This is a genomic window from Streptomyces ruber, assembly GCF_014648075.1.
In the GTDB taxonomy this organism is placed as follows: domain Bacteria; phylum Actinomycetota; class Actinomycetes; order Streptomycetales; family Streptomycetaceae; genus Streptomyces; species Streptomyces ruber.
Genome location: NZ_BMQK01000002.1, coordinates 331,715 through 349,831 on the forward strand (window position 1 = coordinate 331,715; position 18,117 = coordinate 349,831).

At 71.8% G+C, this 18,117-nt stretch carries 12 protein-coding genes; 7 read left to right on the top strand and 5 right to left on the bottom strand.

What is annotated here, in order from left to right; all coding sequences use genetic code 11:
• Positions 1 to 437 precede the first annotated feature (437 nt).
• The 6 genes from IEZ04_RS05995 (at position 438) to IEZ04_RS06020 (ending at position 9,538) form a co-directional block, all read left to right on the top strand.
• Positions 438 to 1,637: an ROK family transcriptional regulator gene (locus IEZ04_RS05995; RefSeq protein WP_189215621.1), complete on the top strand. Its 1,200-nt coding sequence runs from the start codon at positions 438 to 440 to the stop codon at positions 1,635 to 1,637.
• Positions 1,638 to 1,770: 133 nt separating this feature from the next.
• Entirely contained in the window at positions 1,771 to 2,868 is a 1,098-nt protein-coding gene (locus IEZ04_RS06000; protein ID WP_189216024.1) for a sugar ABC transporter substrate-binding protein, read from the top strand.
• Positions 2,869 to 3,353: 485 nt separating this feature from the next.
• Positions 3,354 to 4,145: an ATP-binding cassette domain-containing protein gene (locus IEZ04_RS06005; protein WP_189215622.1), complete on the top strand. Its 792-nt coding sequence runs from the start codon at positions 3,354 to 3,356 to the stop codon at positions 4,143 to 4,145.
• Positions 4,142 to 5,437 (top strand): sugar ABC transporter permease, encoded by a 1,296-nt coding sequence (locus IEZ04_RS06010; protein WP_189215623.1) that lies wholly within the window; start codon positions 4,142 to 4,144, stop codon positions 5,435 to 5,437. The genes IEZ04_RS06005 and IEZ04_RS06010 overlap by 4 nt, the downstream gene beginning before the upstream one ends.
• A gap of 222 nt (positions 5,438 to 5,659) precedes the next feature.
• On the top strand, positions 5,660 to 7,627 hold the full coding sequence (dxs, locus tag IEZ04_RS06015; protein ID WP_189215624.1) for a 1-deoxy-D-xylulose-5-phosphate synthase: 1,968 nt from the start codon (positions 5,660 to 5,662) through the stop codon (positions 7,625 to 7,627).
• A 387-nt stretch (positions 7,628 to 8,014) separates the two neighbouring features.
• Entirely contained in the window at positions 8,015 to 9,538 is a 1,524-nt protein-coding gene (locus tag IEZ04_RS06020) for an amino acid permease (protein ID WP_189215625.1), read from the top strand.
• 5 nt (positions 9,539 to 9,543) lie between these two features.
• Here the strand turns inward: IEZ04_RS06020 and IEZ04_RS06025 are convergent, their stop codons facing one another.
• On the bottom strand, positions 9,544 to 9,921 hold the full coding sequence (locus IEZ04_RS06025) for an NTP pyrophosphohydrolase (protein ID WP_189215626.1): 378 nt from the start codon (positions 9,919 to 9,921) through the stop codon (positions 9,544 to 9,546).
• Between the two features lie 76 nt (positions 9,922 to 9,997).
• Here IEZ04_RS06025 and IEZ04_RS06030 point away from each other — a divergent pair, with 76 nt between their 5' ends.
• Positions 9,998 to 11,020, top strand: coding sequence for a PLL family lectin (locus IEZ04_RS06030; RefSeq protein ID WP_189215627.1), 1,023 nt, complete (start codon positions 9,998 to 10,000; stop codon positions 11,018 to 11,020).
• Positions 11,021 to 11,102: 82 nt separating this feature from the next.
• Here the strand turns inward: IEZ04_RS06030 and IEZ04_RS06035 are convergent, their stop codons facing one another.
• The 4 genes from IEZ04_RS06035 to IEZ04_RS06050 form a co-directional block, all read right to left on the bottom strand.
• Positions 11,103 to 13,232, bottom strand: coding sequence for a 3-hydroxyacyl-CoA dehydrogenase NAD-binding domain-containing protein (locus tag IEZ04_RS06035; protein WP_189215628.1), 2,130 nt, complete (start codon positions 13,230 to 13,232; stop codon positions 11,103 to 11,105).
• Positions 13,229 to 14,446 carry a thiolase family protein gene (locus IEZ04_RS06040; RefSeq protein ID WP_189215629.1) on the bottom strand — a complete coding sequence of 406 codons (1,218 nt, stop codon included), beginning with the start codon at positions 14,444 to 14,446 and terminating at the stop codon, positions 13,229 to 13,231. The genes IEZ04_RS06035 and IEZ04_RS06040 overlap by 4 nt, the downstream gene beginning before the upstream one ends.
• A gap of 117 nt (positions 14,447 to 14,563) precedes the next feature.
• On the bottom strand, positions 14,564 to 15,619 hold the full coding sequence (locus IEZ04_RS06045) for a LacI family DNA-binding transcriptional regulator (RefSeq protein WP_189215630.1): 1,056 nt from the start codon (positions 15,617 to 15,619) through the stop codon (positions 14,564 to 14,566).
• Positions 15,616 to 18,042 (bottom strand): glycoside hydrolase family 2 protein, encoded by a 2,427-nt coding sequence (locus tag IEZ04_RS06050; RefSeq protein ID WP_189215631.1) that lies wholly within the window; start codon positions 18,040 to 18,042, stop codon positions 15,616 to 15,618. The genes IEZ04_RS06045 and IEZ04_RS06050 overlap by 4 nt, the downstream gene beginning before the upstream one ends.
• Positions 18,043 to 18,117 lie beyond the last annotated feature (75 nt).

Genomic DNA, 18,117 nt, shown 5'->3' on the forward strand with positions numbered 1-18,117 from the left:
GTCACCGTGCCCAGTCCGTCGACGCTTACGGATACCCACGCGGGCAGCGTTCTTTCGGGGACGGGGACGGGGACGGGGACGGGGACGGGGACGGGGACGGGGACGGGGACGAGGGCGGGGGTGGGGACGGGGACGGAGTCGAGGGCGAGGGGGTCGAACGGCGGGTGCGGTCCGCTGCCGGTGGCCGCCTTCCCCGTGGACCGGGCGGGTGGCGGGGCGCCGGGCCGGGCGGCCGGGCCGTGGCCGCGCTCACCGGAGTGCGTATTGCCGCAGGCAGGGGCGGCAATTCACCAGCACACCACCCATTTGCTCACGGGAGCGGAGTCACCTCTTGCTCAACCTCTTGACGGGAGGCAACCCGAACGGCTCAGCTTAGAGTTCACTAGTTGGACATACGCGGGGCCTCATCGAAGCGGCCTCGGGCGCGGGAGGTCGTCGTGGAGACTCCAGGGTCGCAGTCGTCGCTGCACCGGGCCAACCTCGAGCGGGTGGTACGGGCCGTGCGGCTCGCCGGTTCGCTCACGCAGGCGGAGATCGCGAGGACGACGGGCCTGTCCGCGGCGACGGTCTCCAACATCGTGCGCGAGCTGAGGGAGGGCGGGACCGTCGAGGTCACACCGACCTCGGCGGGTGGCCGCCGGGCCCGTGCCGTCTCGCTGAGCGGGGACGCCGGCATCGTGATCGGCGTCGACTTCGGGCACACGCATTTGCGCGTCGCGGTCGGGAACCTCGCCCACCAGGTGCTGGCCGAGGAGTCCGAGCCGCTCGACGTGGACGCGTCCGCCGCGCAGGGCTTCGACCGGGCCGAGCAGCTCGTCAACCGGCTCATCGAGGCCACCGGCGTGGACCGCGCCAAGATCGCGGGCGTGGGCCTCGGTGTGCCCGGCCCGATCGACGTGGAGTCCGGCACCCTCGGCTCCACCTCCATCCTGCCGGGCTGGAGCGGCACCCGGCCCGCCGAGGAGCTGCGCGGGCGGCTCGGCGTGCCCGTGCACGTCGACAACGACGCCAACCTGGGCGCCCTGGGCGAGCTGGTGTGGGGGAGCGGCCGGGGGGTCAGGGACCTGGCGTACATCAAGGTCGCGAGCGGTGTCGGCGCCGGGCTGGTGATCGACGGGCGGATCTACCGGGGGCCCGGCGGCACGGCGGGAGAGATCGGTCACATCACGCTGGACGAGTCGGGACCGGTGTGCCGCTGCGGCAACCGCGGCTGCCTGGAGACCTTCACGGCCGCGCGGTACGTGCTGCCGCTCCTGACGCCCAGTCACGGCACCGACCTGACCATGGAAGGCGTGGTGAGGCTGGGGCGGAACGGCGACCCGGGGTGCCGTCGCGTGATCGCGGACGTCGGCCGGCACATCGGCAGCGGGGTCGCCAACCTCTGCAACCTGCTGAACCCCAGCCGGGTGGTGCTCGGCGGCGACCTCGCCGAGGCCGGTGAGCTGGTCCTCGGACCCATCAGGGAGTCCGTCGGACGGTACGCGATCCCCAGCGCCGCCCGGCATCTGTCGGTGCTGCCGGGGGCGCTCGGGGGCCGGGCCGAGGTGCTCGGGGCCCTCGCGCTGGCGCTCAGCGAGATGGGCGATTCGACACTTTTGGACGGCACGTCACCCGCAGTCACCCCTGCCTTCACTTAGAGAACGTATGGCACCGTTGCCATCTCGTTAAGGATTTACTTCTTGACGTCGCACGCGTGGCCGAGTTGACTTCCAGCCACCTCGGCCGCAACGACGCGGCCATGTCAGGGAGGTTTCTGAAGTGAACACGCGTATGCGTCGTGCCGCTGTTGCCGTTGCCACCGCCGCGATGGCCGTCTCGCTCGCCGCCTGTGGCAGCGCCGAGGAGGCGGGCGGCGACAGCGAGTCCGCCGCCGCTCCCAAGGGCGACGACCTCAAGATCGGCCTGCTCCTTCCCGAGAACAAGACCGCTCGGTACGAGAAGTTCGACAAGCCCCTGATCGAGAAGAAGATCAAGGAGCTCACGAACAACAAGGCCGAGGTCCTGTACAACAACGCGCGGCAGGACGCCAACCTGCAGAGCCAGCAGGTGGACACGATGGTCACCAACAAGGTGGACGTGCTCATCCTGGACGCGGTGGACGCCAAGGCCATCAAGAACTCGGTGCAGAAGGCGAAGGAGGCCGGTATCCCGGTCGTCGCCTACGACCGCCTCGCCGAGGGGCCGATCAGCGCTTACACCTCCTTCGACAACGAGGAAGTCGGCCGCACCCAGGGCGAGGCCCTGCTCAAGGCCCTGGGCGACAAGGCCGCCGACAGCCAGATCGTCATGATGAACGGGGCGATCACCGACCCGAACGCCAAGCAGTACAAGGACGGCGCCCACTCCGTCCTCGACGGCAAGGTCAAGATCGGCCGCGAGTTCGACACCAAGGAGTGGTCGCCGGACAACGCCAACGCCAACATGGAGTCGGCGATCTCGGCGCTCGGCAAGGACAAGATCGCCGGTGTCCTCTCCGCCAACGACGGCATGGCCGGCGGCATCATCACCGCCCTCAAGGCCGCCGGCGTCGCGGACATCCCGGTCACCGGCCAGGACGCCGAGCTCGCGGCCGTGCAGCGCGTCATCACCGGCGAGCAGTACATGAGCGTGTACAAGTCCTACCCGCAGGAGGCCGCAATGGCCGCCGAGATGGCGGTCGCCCTCGGCAAGGGCGAGGACCTCGGCTCCATCGCCAAGGACAAGGTCTCCAGCGAGAGCGCCAAGGACGTCCCGGCGGTGCTCGTCCCGGTCGTCTCCCTGACCAAGGAGAACGTCAACGACACCGTCATCAAGGACGGCATCTACACCGTCGCCGAGATCTGCTCGGACAAGTACAAGTCGGCCTGCGCCGAGCTCGGCCTCGAGTAGGTCCCGGCTCACGTCGCCCCACCCGTACGGGAGTTCACCGGCCCGGCCCGCCGCGACCGGCCGAGCCCACCGGCTCCCGCACGGAGGACGGCTCCCGTACGGGTCCGGCCCGTGACGGGTACGGTCCCGCGACGGGTACGGTCCCGTGACGGAACCGGCTCCGCGACGGGTACGGTCCCGCGACGGAACCGGCTCCGCGACGGGTACGGTCCCGCGACGGAACCGGCTCCGCGACGGGTACGGTCCCGCGACGGAACCGGCTCCGTGACGGGTACGGCCCATGACGGGTCCGGCCCGCGACGGGCGGCACGCGACAGGTCCCGCACACGCGGCCGGGGCCCGGTGACCCACCGGCCCCGTCCGCCCACAGCTCCTCCGGCGCCCCGTGTTCACCAGCCCCGCAAAGCTCGTCCGGGGCGCCGGACGGAACTCCCCCCCCATACTTTTCTCAGCACAACCTCCCGCCGGTTCAGGCGGCGAAGGAGATGGTTCACGTGTCCGCTACGCCCGTGCTGGCGTTGCGCGGGGTCTCCAAGCGGTTCGGTGCCGTACAGGCGCTCACCGACGTCACGCTCGAGATCCACGCCGGTGAGGTGGTCGCCCTGGTCGGCGACAACGGCGCCGGAAAGTCCACGCTGGTCAAGACGATCGCCGGCGTGCACCCCATCGATGAGGGCGTCATCGAGTGGGAGGGCAGGCCGGTCACGGTCAACAAGCCGCACGACGCCCAGAACCTCGGCATCGCGACGGTCTACCAGGACCTCGCGCTGTGCGACAACATCGACGTCGTCGGCAACCTCTTCCTCGGCCGCGAGATCAAGCGGCGCGGCGTCCTCGACGAGGTCGAGATGGAGCGGCGCGCCCGCGACCTGCTCACCACCCTCTCGATCCGCATCCCGAGCGTCCGCATCCCGATCGCCTCGCTCTCCGGCGGCCAGCGCCAGACCGTGGCCATCGCCCGCTCCATGCTCGGCGAGCCCAAGCTGGTCATCCTCGACGAGCCCACCGCGGCCCTCGGCGTCGAGCAGACCGCCCAGGTCCTCGACCTGGTCGAGCGGCTGCGCGAGCGCGGCCACGCGGTCATCCTCATCAGCCACAACATGGCCGACGTCAAGGCCGTCGCCGACAAGGTGGCGGTGCTGCGCCTCGGCCGCAACAACGGCGTCTTCGAGGTCGCGACGACCTCGCAGGAGGAGATCATCTCCGCCATCACCGGCGCCACCGACAACGCCGTGACCCGCCGTGCGGCGCGCACGAACGGGGAGGTCAGCAAGTGAGCACCGACAAGGCCTCGACGAAGCCGCAGAAGACGGCCACCGTCGAGAACACCGAGGCCGCGGCCGCCGCGGTCACCGCCGTCGACCCCCGCCTCCTCGTCCGCGAGCAGGGTCTCGCGGGCTACCTGGACGAGTTCAAGCGCAAGATGCGCGCCGGTGAACTGGGCTCCATCCCGGTCGTCGTCGGCCTGATCGTCATCTGCGTCGTCTTCCAGAGCCTGAACTCCGCGTTCCTCTCCGCGGAGAACCTGAGCAACATCACCATCACGATGGTCGGCACCGGCATGATCTCCGTCGGCATCGTCTTCGTGCTGCTGCTCGGTGAGATCGACCTCTCCGTCGGCTCGGTCAGCGGCGCGGCCAGCGCCCTCGCCGCCGTGCTCGCCGTCAACCAGGGCTGGCCCGAGTGGCTCGCGGTCCTCGCCGCCATCGCGGGCGGCGCCGCCTTCGGCGCCCTGCACGGCTTCTTCTTCGCGGTGCTCGGCGCGCCCGCCTTCGCGGTCACCCTGGCCGGTCTGCTCTTCTGGCTGGGCTTCATGCTCCAGACGCTGGGCGAGAACGGCACCATCAACCTCGACAGCGACGGCCTGATCGGCCAGCTCACCACGTACCACTTCTCGGACATCGCCGCCGCCTACGGCCTGGCCGCCGTGGTGACCGCCGTGTTCTTCCTCACGGGCTTCCTCGGCAACCGCCGCCGCGAGGCCGCGGGCGTCCCGTCCCGCCCGATGAGCGACCTGGTCCTGCGCACGGTGCTGCTCGCGGTGGTCTCCTTCGCCGCGGCGTTCATGTACAACCAGTACAAGGGCCTGCCGCTGGCCACGGTGATCTTCCTGGTGTTCCTGGTCGCCACCGACTTCCTGCTCCGCCGCACCTCGTACGGCCGCAAGGTCTTCGCGCTCGGCGGCAGCGTCGAGGCGTCCCGGCGCGCGGGCATCAACGTCACCGCGATCCGGATCTCGGTCTTCGCGATCTCCGGCGGTTTCGCGGCCATGGGCGGTCTCTTCCTGGCCTCGAAGATCGCCTCGGCGAACCAGAGCGCCGGCGCCGGTGACCTGCTGATGAACGCGATCGCGGCGGCCGTCATCGGCGGCACGAGCCTCTTCGGCGGCCGGGGCCGCACCTGGAACGCGCTCCTCGGTGTCATGGTGATCGTCTCGATCCAGTACGGCCTCCAGCTGGAGTCCATCGCCGAGCCGGTCAAGTACATGATCACCGCGGCGGTGCTGCTCACGACGGTGGTCATCGACTCCGTCACCCGCAAGACCCAGAAGACGGCCGGCCGCGCCTAGCGCCGGCGTCCTCTTCCGGCCGAAGTGCCCGGCACCCCGCGTCGGTGCCGGGCACTTCCGCCTGCCCGGTTACGTTTCGTACGGGAACTCGGGTGCAGGATGTCCTACGGCCACACGCGTGACGCGACGCGAACGCGGAACCCGGCCACCGCCGTCCATGGCGGAACATTAGACTCGACAGACCCGGCATAGCTCGATCAGCTCTACTGCAAGGAGGCACGGGTGCCGCTGCTGACCCGCATCAGGGGACCGCGCGATCTGGACCGACTCAGCCTGGAGGAGCTGAACCAGCTGGCAGAGGAGATCCGGACCTTCCTGGTCGACGCGGTGTCCAAGACCGGCGGCCACCTCGGCCCGAATCTCGGTGTGGTGGAGCTCACCATCGCGCTCCACCGCGTCTTCGAGTCGCCGAAGGACAAGGTGCTGTGGGACACGGGCCACCAGTCCTACGTCCACAAGCTGCTCACCGGCCGCCAGGACTTCTCGAAGCTGAAGATGAAGGGCGGCCTGTCCGGCTACCCCTCGCAGGCGGAGTCCGAGCACGACGTCATCGAGAACTCGCACGCCTCCACGGTCCTCGGCTGGGCCGACGGCCTGGCGAAGGCCAACGAGCTGCGCAAACGCGACGACCACGTGGTCGCCGTCATCGGTGACGGCGCCCTCACCGGCGGCATGGCCTGGGAGGCGCTGAACAACATCGCCGAGGCCAAGGACCGCCCCCTCGTCATCGTCGTGAACGACAACGAGCGCTCCTACGCCCCCACCATCGGCGGCCTCGCCAACCACCTCGCCACCCTGCGCACCACCGACGGCTACGAGCGCTTCCTGGCCCGTACCAAGGACCTCCTGGACCGCACCCCGGTCGTCGGCAAGCCGCTGTACGAGACCCTGCACGGCGCCAAGAAGGGCCTGAAGGACTTCATCGCCCCGCAGGGCATGTTCGAGGACCTGGGCCTGAAGTACGTCGGCCCGATCGACGGCCACGACATCGAGGCCCTGGAGTCGGCGCTCGCCCGCGCCAAGCGCTTCGGCGGCCCGGTCATCGTGCACTGCCTCACCGAGAAGGGCCGCGGCTACCAGCCGGCCCTCCAGGACGAGGCGGACCGGTTCCACGCGGTGGGCAAGATCCACCCGGACACCGGTCTGCCGATCAAGACCTCCGGCGCCGACTGGACCTCCGTCTTCGGCGAGGAGATGGTGAAGCTCGGCGAGGAGCGCGAGGACGTCGTCGCCATCACCGCCGCCATGCTCCAGCCGGTCGGCCTGGACCGGTTCGCCAAGCGGTTCCCCGAGCGGGTCTTCGACGTCGGCATCGCCGAGCAGCACGGCGCGGTCTCGGCCGCGGGGCTCGCGCACGGCGGCCTGCACCCCGTCTTCGCCGTGTACGCCACCTTCCTCAACCGCGCCTTCGACCAGGTGCTCATGGACGTCGCCCTGCACAAGTGCGGCGTGACGTTCGTCCTGGACCGGGCGGGCATCACCGGCACCGACGGCGCCTCCCACAACGGCATGTGGGACATGTCGATCCTCCAGGTCGTCCCCGGCCTCAGGCTCGCCGCGCCGCGCGACGCCGACCAGGTCCGCGCCCAGCTCCGCGAGGCCGTCGAGGTGACGGACGCCCCGACCGTGGTCCGTTTCTCCAAGGGCGCCGTCGGCCCCGCCGTGCCCGCCGTGGGCCGTGTCGGCGGCATGGACGTGCTGCGCGAGCCGGGCACGGACACCCCGGACGTGCTGCTCGTCTCCGTGGGCGCCCTCGCCCCGATGTGCCTGGAGATCGCGAACCTCCTCGACCAGCAGGGCATCTCGACCACCGTCGTCGACCCGCGCTGGGTCAAGCCGGTCGACGAGGCCCTGGCCCCGCTCGCGGAGAAGCACCGCGTGGTCGTCACCGTCGAGGACAACAGCCGCGTCGGCGGTGTCGGCTCGGCGATCGCCCAGGCCCTGCGCGACGCGGGCGTCGACGTACCCCTGCGCGACTTCGGCATCCCGCCGCGCTTCCTGGACCACGCCTCGCGCGCCGAGGTGATGACCGAGATCGGCCTGACCGCCCCGGACATCGCCCGCCAGGTCACCGGCCTGGTCTCCCAGCTCGACGGCCTGCCCTCGACCCGGCTGCGCGCGAACGGCACCACTCCCGCCGCCCGGACCGCCGCCGAGACGGTCGACTCGGTGGAGCCCGCCCGCGACTGACCGGCTACCGGCCGCGCTCCCGTCGGGGCATGGTCACCGCGTGGGAACGGGCCCTCGTCCGAGGGCCCGTTCCGGTGTTCGGGTAGGGCGTCGGCCGCGCGCGTGACCCCTCTCGCGTGTGCTCTCGATGCGATCGCTCCCGGCGGTCTCAGTCACCTCGTTCCCCCCGGTGTGGCTTCCTCGCATCTCAACTCACCTGTGGGCGTGGGTAGTTGTAGGTTCTGGCCGCGCCGTCTCGCAGCCCGGGGCTGCTGATCCGAATGGGCCGGTTTCCCCCCTCTTTACGGTGGGGAAACCGGCCCATTCGCGTGACGTGCCCCGGCGTGGGGCATAGGCAGTAAGCCCCTCCGGAACATGTCGGGGACTACGCAGCACGGGAGGCAGCAGGTGAGCAGCACCCTCTTCCGGACGAAGAAGGTCGAGCAGTCGATCCAGGACACCGAGGAGCCGGAACACGCGCTGAAGAGATCACTGTCCGCCCTCGACCTCACCGTCTTCGGCGTCGGTGTCGTCATCGGCACCGGCATCTTCGTGCTCACCGGCACCGTCGCCAAGAACAACGCGGGCCCGGCCGTCGCCCTGTCCTTCGTCGTCGCCGGGGTCGTCTGCGCGCTCGCCGCGCTCTGCTACGCCGAGTTCGCCTCCACCGTCCCGGTCGCCGGCTCCGCGTACACCTTCGCGTACGCCTCGCTCGGCGAGCTGCCCGCCTGGATCATCGGCTGGGACCTGGTCCTGGAGTTCGCGCTCGGCACGGCGGTGGTCGCCGTCGGCTGGTCGGGCTACATCCACTCGCTGCTGGCAGGCGCCGGCTGGGAACTGCCCGCCGCGCTCGCCGGACGGGACGGCGCCGACGGCTTCGGGTTCGACATCCTGGCAGCCGCCCTGGTCCTGGTCCTCACCGGCATCCTGGTCCTCGGCATGAAGCTGTCGGCCCGGGTCACCCAGGTCGTCGTCGCCATCAAGGTGGCCGTCGTCCTCGTCGTGATCATCGCGGGCGCCTTCTTCGTCAAGGGCGCCAACTACCAGCCGTTCATCCCGCCGTCGGAGCCGCAGGAGGCGGGCGGCTCCCTGCACGCCCCGCTGATCCAGCTGCTCGTCGGCTGGGCACCCGCCAACTTCGGCGTGATGGGCATCTTCACCGCCGCCTCGATCGTCTTCTTCGCCTTCATCGGCTTCGACATCGTCGCCACGGCCGCCGAGGAGACCAGGAACCCGCAGCGGGACATGCCGCGCGGCATCCTGGGCTCCCTGTTCATCTGCACCGCCCTGTACGTCGCCGTGTCGATCGTGGTCACCGGCATGCAGAACTACTCACAGCTCTCCGTGGACGCCCCGCTCGCCGACGCGTTCAAGGCCACCGGGCACCCCGCCTTCGCGGGCATCATCAGCTTCGGCGCGGCGGTGGGTCTGACGACGGTCTGCATGATCCTGCTGCTGGGCCAGACCCGCGTCTTCTTCGCGATGAGCCGGGACGGGCTGCTGCCGCGCTTCTTCTCCCACGTCCACCCCCGGTTCAAGACCCCGCACCGGCCGACCGTCCTGCTCGGCGTGGTCATCGCGGTCGTCGCGGGCTTCACGAGCCTCAGCGAGCTCGCCGAGCTCGTGAACATCGGCACGCTGTTCGCCTTCATGGTCGTCGCGATCAGCGTGCTGATCCTCCGCCGGACCCGCCCGGACCTGCCCCGCGCCTTCCGCACCCCGTGGGTGCCCGTACTGCCGATCGTCTCCGTCCTGGCCTCCCTGTGGCTGATGCTGAACCTGCCCGCCGAGACCTGGATCCGCTTCGTGGTCTGGATGGCCCTGGGCGTCGTCGTCTACTTCCTGTACGGGCGTACGCACAGCCGGCTGGCGCGGCAGGCGCAGCCGGCGGCGGGCGAGGCGGGACGGCGGCCGGGGCCCGGCGCCGGGTGACGGCCTCAGCCGTCGCCGCGCACGGCCCGGGGACCCCGTACGTCCGCACCCAGCTCCCGGACCCTGCGCCGCAGCTCACGGTCGGCCGTCACGACGATCACGGACCGGCCGCCGGCCTCGGCGACGAGCTCGACGATCCGGTCGTCCCCGCTGCCGGGCGCCCCGACGACGCGCACCCCCGGGACGGCCGCCACCCCGCGGGCCGCTCCCTCGACCACGAGAGCGATGTCGGGGGAGCCGTGGATCTCCGGCACGCCGTCCCGGGCGAGCCGGTCCCGCAGCCGCTCCGCCGCTCCGCGCCGGTCGCGCCACCAGCCGTCGGGCACGGAGCCGACGACGTTGGCGGCGTCGATGATCACGAGCGGGGCGTCGGTGTCGTCCATGGGGCCAGGGTGGCACGAAGGACCGCCGAGCCGAGCCCGCGTACCGTACGCGCGCACGGTTGCTTAGGGTTGAACGGTGAACGGAGACTGGCTCCTCCGCGGCCGTGACGGCCGCCTGACTGTCTACCTCCCCTCGGACGACGCCGTCCTGTGCCGTGCGGAGCTCGCCGACGGCGGCCCCTGGGAGGCACCCCGCAGGCTCGGCGGCGACCAGAAGGTGCTGATGCGACCGGCCATCGGGCAGGGCGCCAACGGCTACGCCCATCTGGTCGCCTGGCGGCCCACCGGGTCCGGCCAGGCCGGCCTGGTGCACTCGACGCACTTCCGGCCGCGCCTCGCCGCCCTGGACTGGAAGCCCGTCGGCCACCCCGACGGCAAGGGCGAACGCACGGGGACACCGGCCGTCGCCGTCGACGTCTGGGGCCGCGCACAGGTCTTCGTCCGCAACGGCAGCGGCGGGGTGAGCCTGCTGGGGCAGCGGGAGAAGGGCGGCTGGGACGCGTGGCGCGAACTCGGGGGAGAGGGCGTCCAGGAGCAACTCACCGCCGTGGCGGGCCGGTCGGGACGGGTCGTCGAGGTGTACGCGTCCGTCCTCGGCGGGCTCCTGCACTGGCGCAGGGAGAAGCCGGGCACGCAGCCGGTGCGGTCGCCGGACGCCGAGGCGGCCGTCCGGCCCGGCACCCTGTACGCACTGGCCACCTCCGAGGAGCACACCACGCTCTTCTTCACCGACGCCGACGGCACGGTGTGCGCCTGGCGCCCGGGCCAGGGCGATCCGGTGCCGCTGCTGCCCGCCGCCGGTCCCGGCCCGGTCTCCGCCGTACGCTGCGACATCGAGGGCACCGACTGCACGGTCCTCGCCCAGCGGACGGAGAACGGCCGGGTCGCCTTCGCCGCGTACCCCACCGAGCAGGAGTCGGCCGGTGCCTGGTGGACCGAGTCCGGCCCCCCGCTGCCCGCCGACGCCACGGTCTCCCTCGCCCTGGACGAGCACGACGAGCCCGTCGCGGCCACGGTCTCCCCGTCCACAGGAACCTTCCTGCTCAGCCGGCGCAAGGACGAACCGGGCCTGGCGCTCCGGGCGTGGCAGGAGATCTGAGCCACGGAGGCCCCGCGGAAGCACGGAGGGCGGGCCGTCGTACGGCCCGCCCTCCGCGCCGGTCGGCGAGGAACGCCAGGGGTTACGCCGGGACGCTCGCCACGCCCGGCTCCAGGAACCGCTTGCCGTTCACCCGCTCGCTGACGCCCTCACGGTCCAGGTACGGCGTGATGCCGCCCAGGTGGAACGGCCAGCCCGCGCCCGTGATCAGGCACAGGTCGATGTCCTGAGCCTCGGCCACCACGCCCTCGTCGAGCATGAGGCCGATCTCCTGGGCCACCGCGTCCAGCACCCGGGCCCGCACCTGCTCCTCGGTCAGGACGGTGTCGCCCTGCCGGAGCAGCGCCGCGACCTCCGGGTCCAGCTCCGGCTTGCCGGAGTCGTACACGTAGAAGCCGCGCTTGCCGGCCTGCACGACGGAGCGCAGGTTCTCGGAGACCGTGAAGCGGTCCGGGAACGCGCCGTTGAGGGTCTCGGAGACGTGCAGACCGATCGCCGGGCCGACCAGCTCCAGCAGGACCAGCGGGGACATCGGCAGGCCGAGCGGCTCGACCGCGCGCTCCGCGACGTCCACCGGGGTGCCCTCGTCGATCACGGTCTGGATCTCGCCCATGAAGCGGGTGAGGATGCGGTTGACGACGAACGCCGGGGCGTCCTTCACCAGGACCGCGGTCTTCTTCAGCTTCTTGGCCACGGCGAACGCCGTGGCCAGCGCGGCGTCGTCGGTCCGCTCACCGCGGACGATCTCCAGCAGCGGGAGCACCGCGACCGGGTTGAAGAAGTGGAAGCCGACGACCCGCTCGGGGTGCTTCAGCTTCGACGCCATCTCGGTGACCGAGAGGGAGGACGTGTTCGTGGCGAGGATCGCGTGCGCCGGGGCGACCGCCTCGACCTCCGCGAACACCTGCTGCTTGACGCCGATCTCCTCGAAGACGGCCTCGATCACGAAGTCCGCGTCGGAGAAGCCCTCCGCCTTGTCCAGGACACCGCTCACCAGCGCCTTCAGCCGGTTGGCCTTGTCCTGGTTGATGCGGCCCTTGCCGAGCAGCTTGTCGATCTCGGCGTGGACGTAGCCCACACCCTTGTCGACGCGCTCCTGGTCGATGTCGGTCAGGACGACCGGCACCTCCAGGCGGCGCAGGAAGAGCAGGGCGAGCTGCGAGGCCATCAGGCCCGCGCCGACCACGCCGACCTTCGTCACCGGGCGCGCGAGGGACTTGTCCGGGGCGCCCGCGGGACGCTTGCCGCGCTTCTGCACGAGGTTGAACGCGTAGAGGCCCGCGCGCAGTTCACCGCTCATGATCAGGTCGGCGAGGGCCTGGTCCTCGGCGTCGTACCCCTGCTGGAGGTCGCCGTTCTTCGCGGCGGCGATGATGTCGAGCGCGCGGTAGGCGGCCGGGGCCGCACCGTGCACCTTGCCGTCGGCGACGAACCGGCCGCGCGCCACCGCCTCGTCCCAGGCCTCGCCGCGGTCGACCGCCGGGCGCTCGACCACGATCTCGCCCTTGAGGACGGCCGCCGTCCAGGCGAGGGACTGCTCCAGGAAGTCGGCGCCCTCGAAGATCGCGTCCGCGATGCCGAGCTCGTAGACCTGGGCGCCCTTGAGCTGCTTGTTCTGGTTGAGCGAGTTCTCGATGATCACCGAGACGGCCTTGTCGGCGCCGATCAGGTTCGGCAGCAGGGTGCAGCCGCCCCAGCCGGGGACCAGGCCGAGGAAGACCTCGGGGAGCGAGAACGCCGGGACGGCCGTCGACACCGTGCGGTACGAGCAGTGCAGGCCGACCTCGACGCCGCCGCCCATGGCCGCGCCGTTGTAGTACGCGAAGGTCGGGACGGCGAGGTGCGCCAGGCGCTTGAAGACGTCGTGGCCGCCCTTGCCGATCGCGACCGCGTCCTCGTGCCGCTTCAGCAGCTCGACGCCCTTGAGGTCGGCGCCGACCGCGAAGACGAACGGCTTGCCGGTGATGCCGACGCCGACGATCTCGCCGTCCGCGGCCTCCTTCTCCACCTGGTCGATCGCGGTGTTGAGGTTCGCGAGCGACTGGGGACCGAAGGTGGTCGGCTTCTTGTGGTCGTGACCGTTGTCGAGGGTGATCAGGGCGAAACGGCCCGCACCCAGGGGAAGGTCGAAGTGGCGTACGTGCGCCGTCGTCACGACCTCGTCCGGGAACAGCTCGGCCGCGCCCTTCAACAGTTCGGCGGTGGTGCTCACTTGTCCCCCTCGAAGTGCGGGTTCTCCCAGACGACGGTCGCGCCCATGCCGAAGCCGACGCACATGGTGGTCACGCCGTAGCGGACCTCGGGCTGGTCCTCGAACTGCCGGGCCAGCTGCGTCATCAGCCGTACGCCGGAGGAGGCCAGCGGGTGGCCGAAGGCGATGGCGCCGCCGTACTGGTTGACGCGCGGGTCGTCGTCCGCGATGCCGTAGTGCTCCAGGAAGGCCAGGACCTGCACGGCGAAGGCCTCGTTGATCTCGAAGAGGCCGATGTCCCCGATCGACAGGCCGGCCTGGGCCAGGGCCTTCTCCGTCGCCGGGATCGGGCCGTAGCCCATGACCTCCGGCTCGACGCCCGCGAAGGCGTAGGAGACCAGGCGCATCTTGACCGGCAGCCCGTTCTCGCGGGCGAAGTCCTCGGAGGCGATGAGCGAGGCGGTGGCGCCGTCGTTCAGACCGGCGGAGTTGCCGGCCGTGACCCGGCCGTGCACGCGGAACGGCGTCTTCAGGGTCGCGAGGCCCTCCAGCGTCGTACCCGGGCGCATCGGCTCGTCGGCGGTGACCAGGCCCCAGCCCGTCTCGCCGCCCTCCGGGGTCGTACGGCGCACGGACACCGGCACCAGGTCGGCCTGGATCTTGCCGTCGGCGTACGCCTTGGCGGCCTTCTCCTGGGAGCGCACGGCGTACTCGTCGGCGCGCCGCTTGGTGATCGTCGGGTAGCGGTCGTGCAGGTTCTCCGCGGTCATGCCCATGAACAGGGCCGACTCGTCGACCAGCTTCTCGCTGACGAAGCGCGGGTTGGGGTCGACGCCCTCGCCCATCGGGTGGCGGCCCATGTGCTCGACACCGCCCGCCACGGCGACGTCGTACGCGCCGAAGGCGACGGAGCCGGCCACCGTGGTCACGGCGGTCAGCGCGCCCGCGCACATGCGGTCGATCGAGTAGCCGGGGACCGAGGTCGGCAGGCCCGCGAGGATGCCCGCGGTGCGGCCGATGGTCAGGCCCTGGTCGCCGATCTGGGTGGTGGCGGCGATGGCGACCTCGTCGACCTTCTTCGGGTCGAGACCGGGGTTGCGGCGCAGCAGCTCCCGGATCGCCTTCACGACGAGGTCGTCGGCCCGGGTCTCGTGGTAGACGCCCTTCGGGCCCGCCTTGCCGAACGGGGTGCGGACGCCGTCCACGAAGACGACGTCCCTGACGGTACGAGGCACGATGGCTCTCCTCCAGGTGCGGGACGGCACTGCCGCGATGCGCTGAGCGCACGCTCAGGCCCCATGCTACTTGTGGGTAACCATGCTGCCCAGTCCCCCTGGCCGCAGCGGTGAACGTCACACGTGGCCGGCCCCCCGGGGCGGCGCCGTCGACCCCCGCGGCGTCAGCACCGGAGTGGGCACCGGATGCGACCCGCCGCCCCTGCCCGTGATCACCTCGAACAGCGTCCGCGCCACCTCGGCCCCGAACCCGTGCACGTCATGGCTCATCGCGGACAGCCGCGGATGCGTCAGCCGGCACAGCTGGGAGTCGTCCCACGCCAGCAGGGACACGTCGGCCGGGACCCGCAGCCCCATCTCCGCCGCCACGGAGAGACCGGCCACCGCCATGATGTCGTTGTCGTACACGATCGCCGTCGGCCGGTCCTCGCCCGAGGCGCTGAGCAGCGACCTCGTCGCCCGCGCCCCCGCCCCGCCCGAGAAGTCGGTCGCCATCTGCGCCCCGGCCAGCCCCAGCGCCCGCGCGGCCTCGTCGAACGCCGCCGTACGGATCGAGGTGTGCCCGAAGGCCGCCGCCCCGCCCACCCGCGCGATCCGCCGGTGCCCGAGCGCCGCGAGGTAGCGCACCGCCTCCGTGACGGCGGTCGCGTCGTCGGTCCACACGGAGGTGAGGGAGCCGGTCAGGGACGGGTGCCCGACGGCCACGACCGGCATCCCGGACCGTTCGACGGCCGGCACCCGTGGGTCGCCCGCGTGGAAGTCGACCAGGATCGAGCCGCCGACCTGCTTGGCCTTCCACCACGCGTCCAGCAGGGCCACCTCCTCGTCCAGGTCCCGTACCAGCCGCAGCAGCAGGGAGCACGAGCGCTCGGTCAGCACGCTCTCCACGCCCGACACGAACTCCATGTAGAAGGGTTCGAGCCCGAGCAGCCGCGCCGGCCGGCAGATCGCCAGGCCGACCACGTCCACCCGCCGCCCGGCCAGTGACCGCGCGGTCGGATTGGGCGCCCAGCCCAGCTCCCGCGCGGCCGCGAAGATCCGGTCCCGGGTGGCCTCGGACAGCCCAGGCCGGTGGTTGAAGGCGAGCGACACCGCCCCCTTGGACACCCCGGCGCGCGCGGCGACGTCCTTGATGGTGACGCGCGGCGCAGGGGAGGGCGGTGTCGTCGTCACAGGGCGGGCTCCACGCAGTACAGGGCGGTCCGCGCGGCGGACGAGTCCGGGTGCGGCCAGCCGTCCACGCCGATGGTGACGCGCTCGCCGGGGAGCAGCGTGACCAGTCCGGTGTCGGCGCGTGCGCCGGGCGCCAGCCGGTCGGCCTGGAGCAGCAGGTCCCGCACCAGCGTCCGGGCGGTCACGGTGACGGCGGTGACGGGGCCGGGGGTGACCGAGACCTCGAACTCCGGCCGCGGGTAGGGGATGTCCTTGTCCGGCGCCGGGAAGTGCAGGGCGCGCAGCGCTCCCCCACTCTCGGCTCCGCTCGACCGGGGGGACCCCCACGCGTCCGCGACGAGGAACTCCTTCGGCCCGGTGGGCACCAGGTCGCGCGGTACGCGGAGGTCGGCGACCGAGCGCGGGAAGGCGGTGAGGGACACGGTCGTCGCGCCCAGCACGGTCCCGTCGACGGACATCCGGCGCAGCCGCAGCGTGCCGCGCCACACCTCGGCGGCCTGGTTCACCGCCGCCAGCAGTGGACCGTCGCCGCCGGGCCGCAGGGTGAGCAACCGGTCCGCGTACAGCCGGCGCAGCTCGTGGTACAGCGGCTTCGGGCGCCCGTCGCCGTCGATCGCCGCCCAGGAGGTCACCGGCCAGCAGTCGTTGAGCTGCCACACGACCGTGCCCGCGCACACCGGCCAGTTCGACCGCCAGTGCTCGATCCCGGCGGCGACGGCCCGCGCCTGGTTGACCTGGGTCAGGTAGTGCCAGCGGTCGAACTCCTCACCGGGTGTCCCGTCGGGCACGGCGAAGTGCCGGGCGAGCCCCCGCTCCAGCTTGCCGTTGCCGTCCTCGGCCTTCTGGTGGTGCAGCATCCCGGGGGAGCCGGCCGCGAGCTCCTCACCGGGCAGCGCGCGCCGCAGCGTGGCGTACGCGGGCGGCGCCTGCCAGCCGAACTCGGCCACGAAACGCGGCACGTTCGCCCGGTACTCCGCGTAGTCCTCCCGGTTCCACACCTCCCACGAGTGGTGCGTGCCGTGCGCCGGGTCGTTCGGGTGGTGGTCCCAGGAGCCCGACCAGGGGCTGCCCGCCGCGTACGGCCGTGTCGGGTCGAGCTCCGCGACGACGCGCGGCAGCAGCCCCAGGTAGTAGCCCTCGCCCCAGGACTTCCCGGCGAGCCGCCGCTCCCAGTCCCAGTCGCGGAAGCCCCACAGGTTCTCGTTGTTGCCGTTCCACAGCACGAGCGAGGGGTGCGGCATCAGCCGTACGACGTTCTCGCGCGCCTCCGCCTCCACCTCGCCCCGCAGCGGCTGCTCCTCGGGGTAGGCCGCGCACGCGAACGGGAAGTCCTGCCACACCAGCAGTCCCAGCTCGTCGCACGCGTCGTAGAAGTCCTCGCTCTCGTAGATGCCGCCGCCCCACACGCGCACCAGGTCCACGCCCGCGTCCGCCGCCTGCGCGAGCCGCTCGCGGTACCGCTCGCGCGTGACCCGGGACGGGAACACGTCGTCCGGTATCCAGTTGACCCCGCGCGCGAACAGCCGCGTCCCGTTGACGGCGAACGTGAAGGCGCTGCCGTGCGCGTCCGCGCCCCGGTCCAGCTCCACGGTGCGGAAGCCGATGCGACGGCGCCAGGTGTCGAGCGGCACGTCGCCGTGCAGCAGCGTCAACTCCACGTCGTACAGCGGCTGCTCGCCGTACCCGCGCGGCCACCACAGCTCCGGGTCCGGCACGTCGAGCCGTACGGTGCCGCCCGTGCCGTCGACGGCCGCGACCGCCCGTACGTCACCGGTCCGCGCCTCCAGCGTGAGGTCGGCCTCGACCCGGGTGCGTTCCACGTCGACGCGCAGCTCGACCCGTCCGTGCCGCCCGTCGACGGTGACCAGCGGGCGCACCCGGGCGAGCCGGGCCGTCGACCAGTGCTCCAGCCGCACCGGCCGCCAGATCCCGGCCGTGACCAGCGTCGGACCCCAGTCCCAGCCGAAGGAGCAGGCCATCTTGCGGATGTGCTGGAAGGGCTCGGGGTAGGCGTTCGGGCGGTCGCCGAGCCGTTGTCGCACCGCCTCCGCCTCGGTGTACGCGGAGGCGAAGCGCACCGCGAGCCGCCCGCTGACGCCCGTCACGTCGAAGCGGTACGAGCGGTGCATGTTCCGCACCTTGCCCAGCGAGCGTCCGTCCAGCACGATCTCGGCGGCCGTGTCGAGGCCGTCGAAGACGAGGTCGGTCCGCTCGTGCCCGGAGGAGGCGGTCAGCTCCGTCTCGTACGTCCACTCGCGGCGCCCCACCCACGCCACCCCGGTCTCGTTCCGCCCGAGGAAGGGGTCGGGGATCACCCCGGCCGCCAGCAGGTCGGTGTGCACACAGCCCGGCACCGTGGCGGGCAGCGCCCCGCCCTCGTGACCGAGGGTCCATCCGTCGGTGAGCGGTGTGGCGTCCAGCATCCGCACTCCCTAAACCGGTCGAGCGACCCTCGCGTTGGGTCTCCCCGGAACATCTCGCATCCCTTGGCGAAATCG

What these genes read in the sequence shown, in the direction of transcription:
- IEZ04_RS06000 (WP_189216024.1), top strand. Translation starts at nt 1,771, where the DNA reads ATGCGTCGTGCCGCTGTTGCCGTTGCCACCGCCGCGATGGCCGTCTCG.
- IEZ04_RS06005 (WP_189215622.1), top strand. Translation starts at nt 3,354, where the DNA reads ATGGTTCACGTGTCCGCTACGCCCGTGCTGGCGTTGCGCGGGGTCTCC.
- IEZ04_RS06025 (WP_189215626.1), bottom strand. Translation starts at nt 9,921, where the DNA reads ATGGACGACACCGACGCCCCGCTCGTGATCATCGACGCCGCCAACGTC.
- IEZ04_RS06050 (WP_189215631.1), bottom strand. Translation starts at nt 18,042, where the DNA reads ATGCTGGACGCCACACCGCTCACCGACGGATGGACCCTCGGTCACGAG.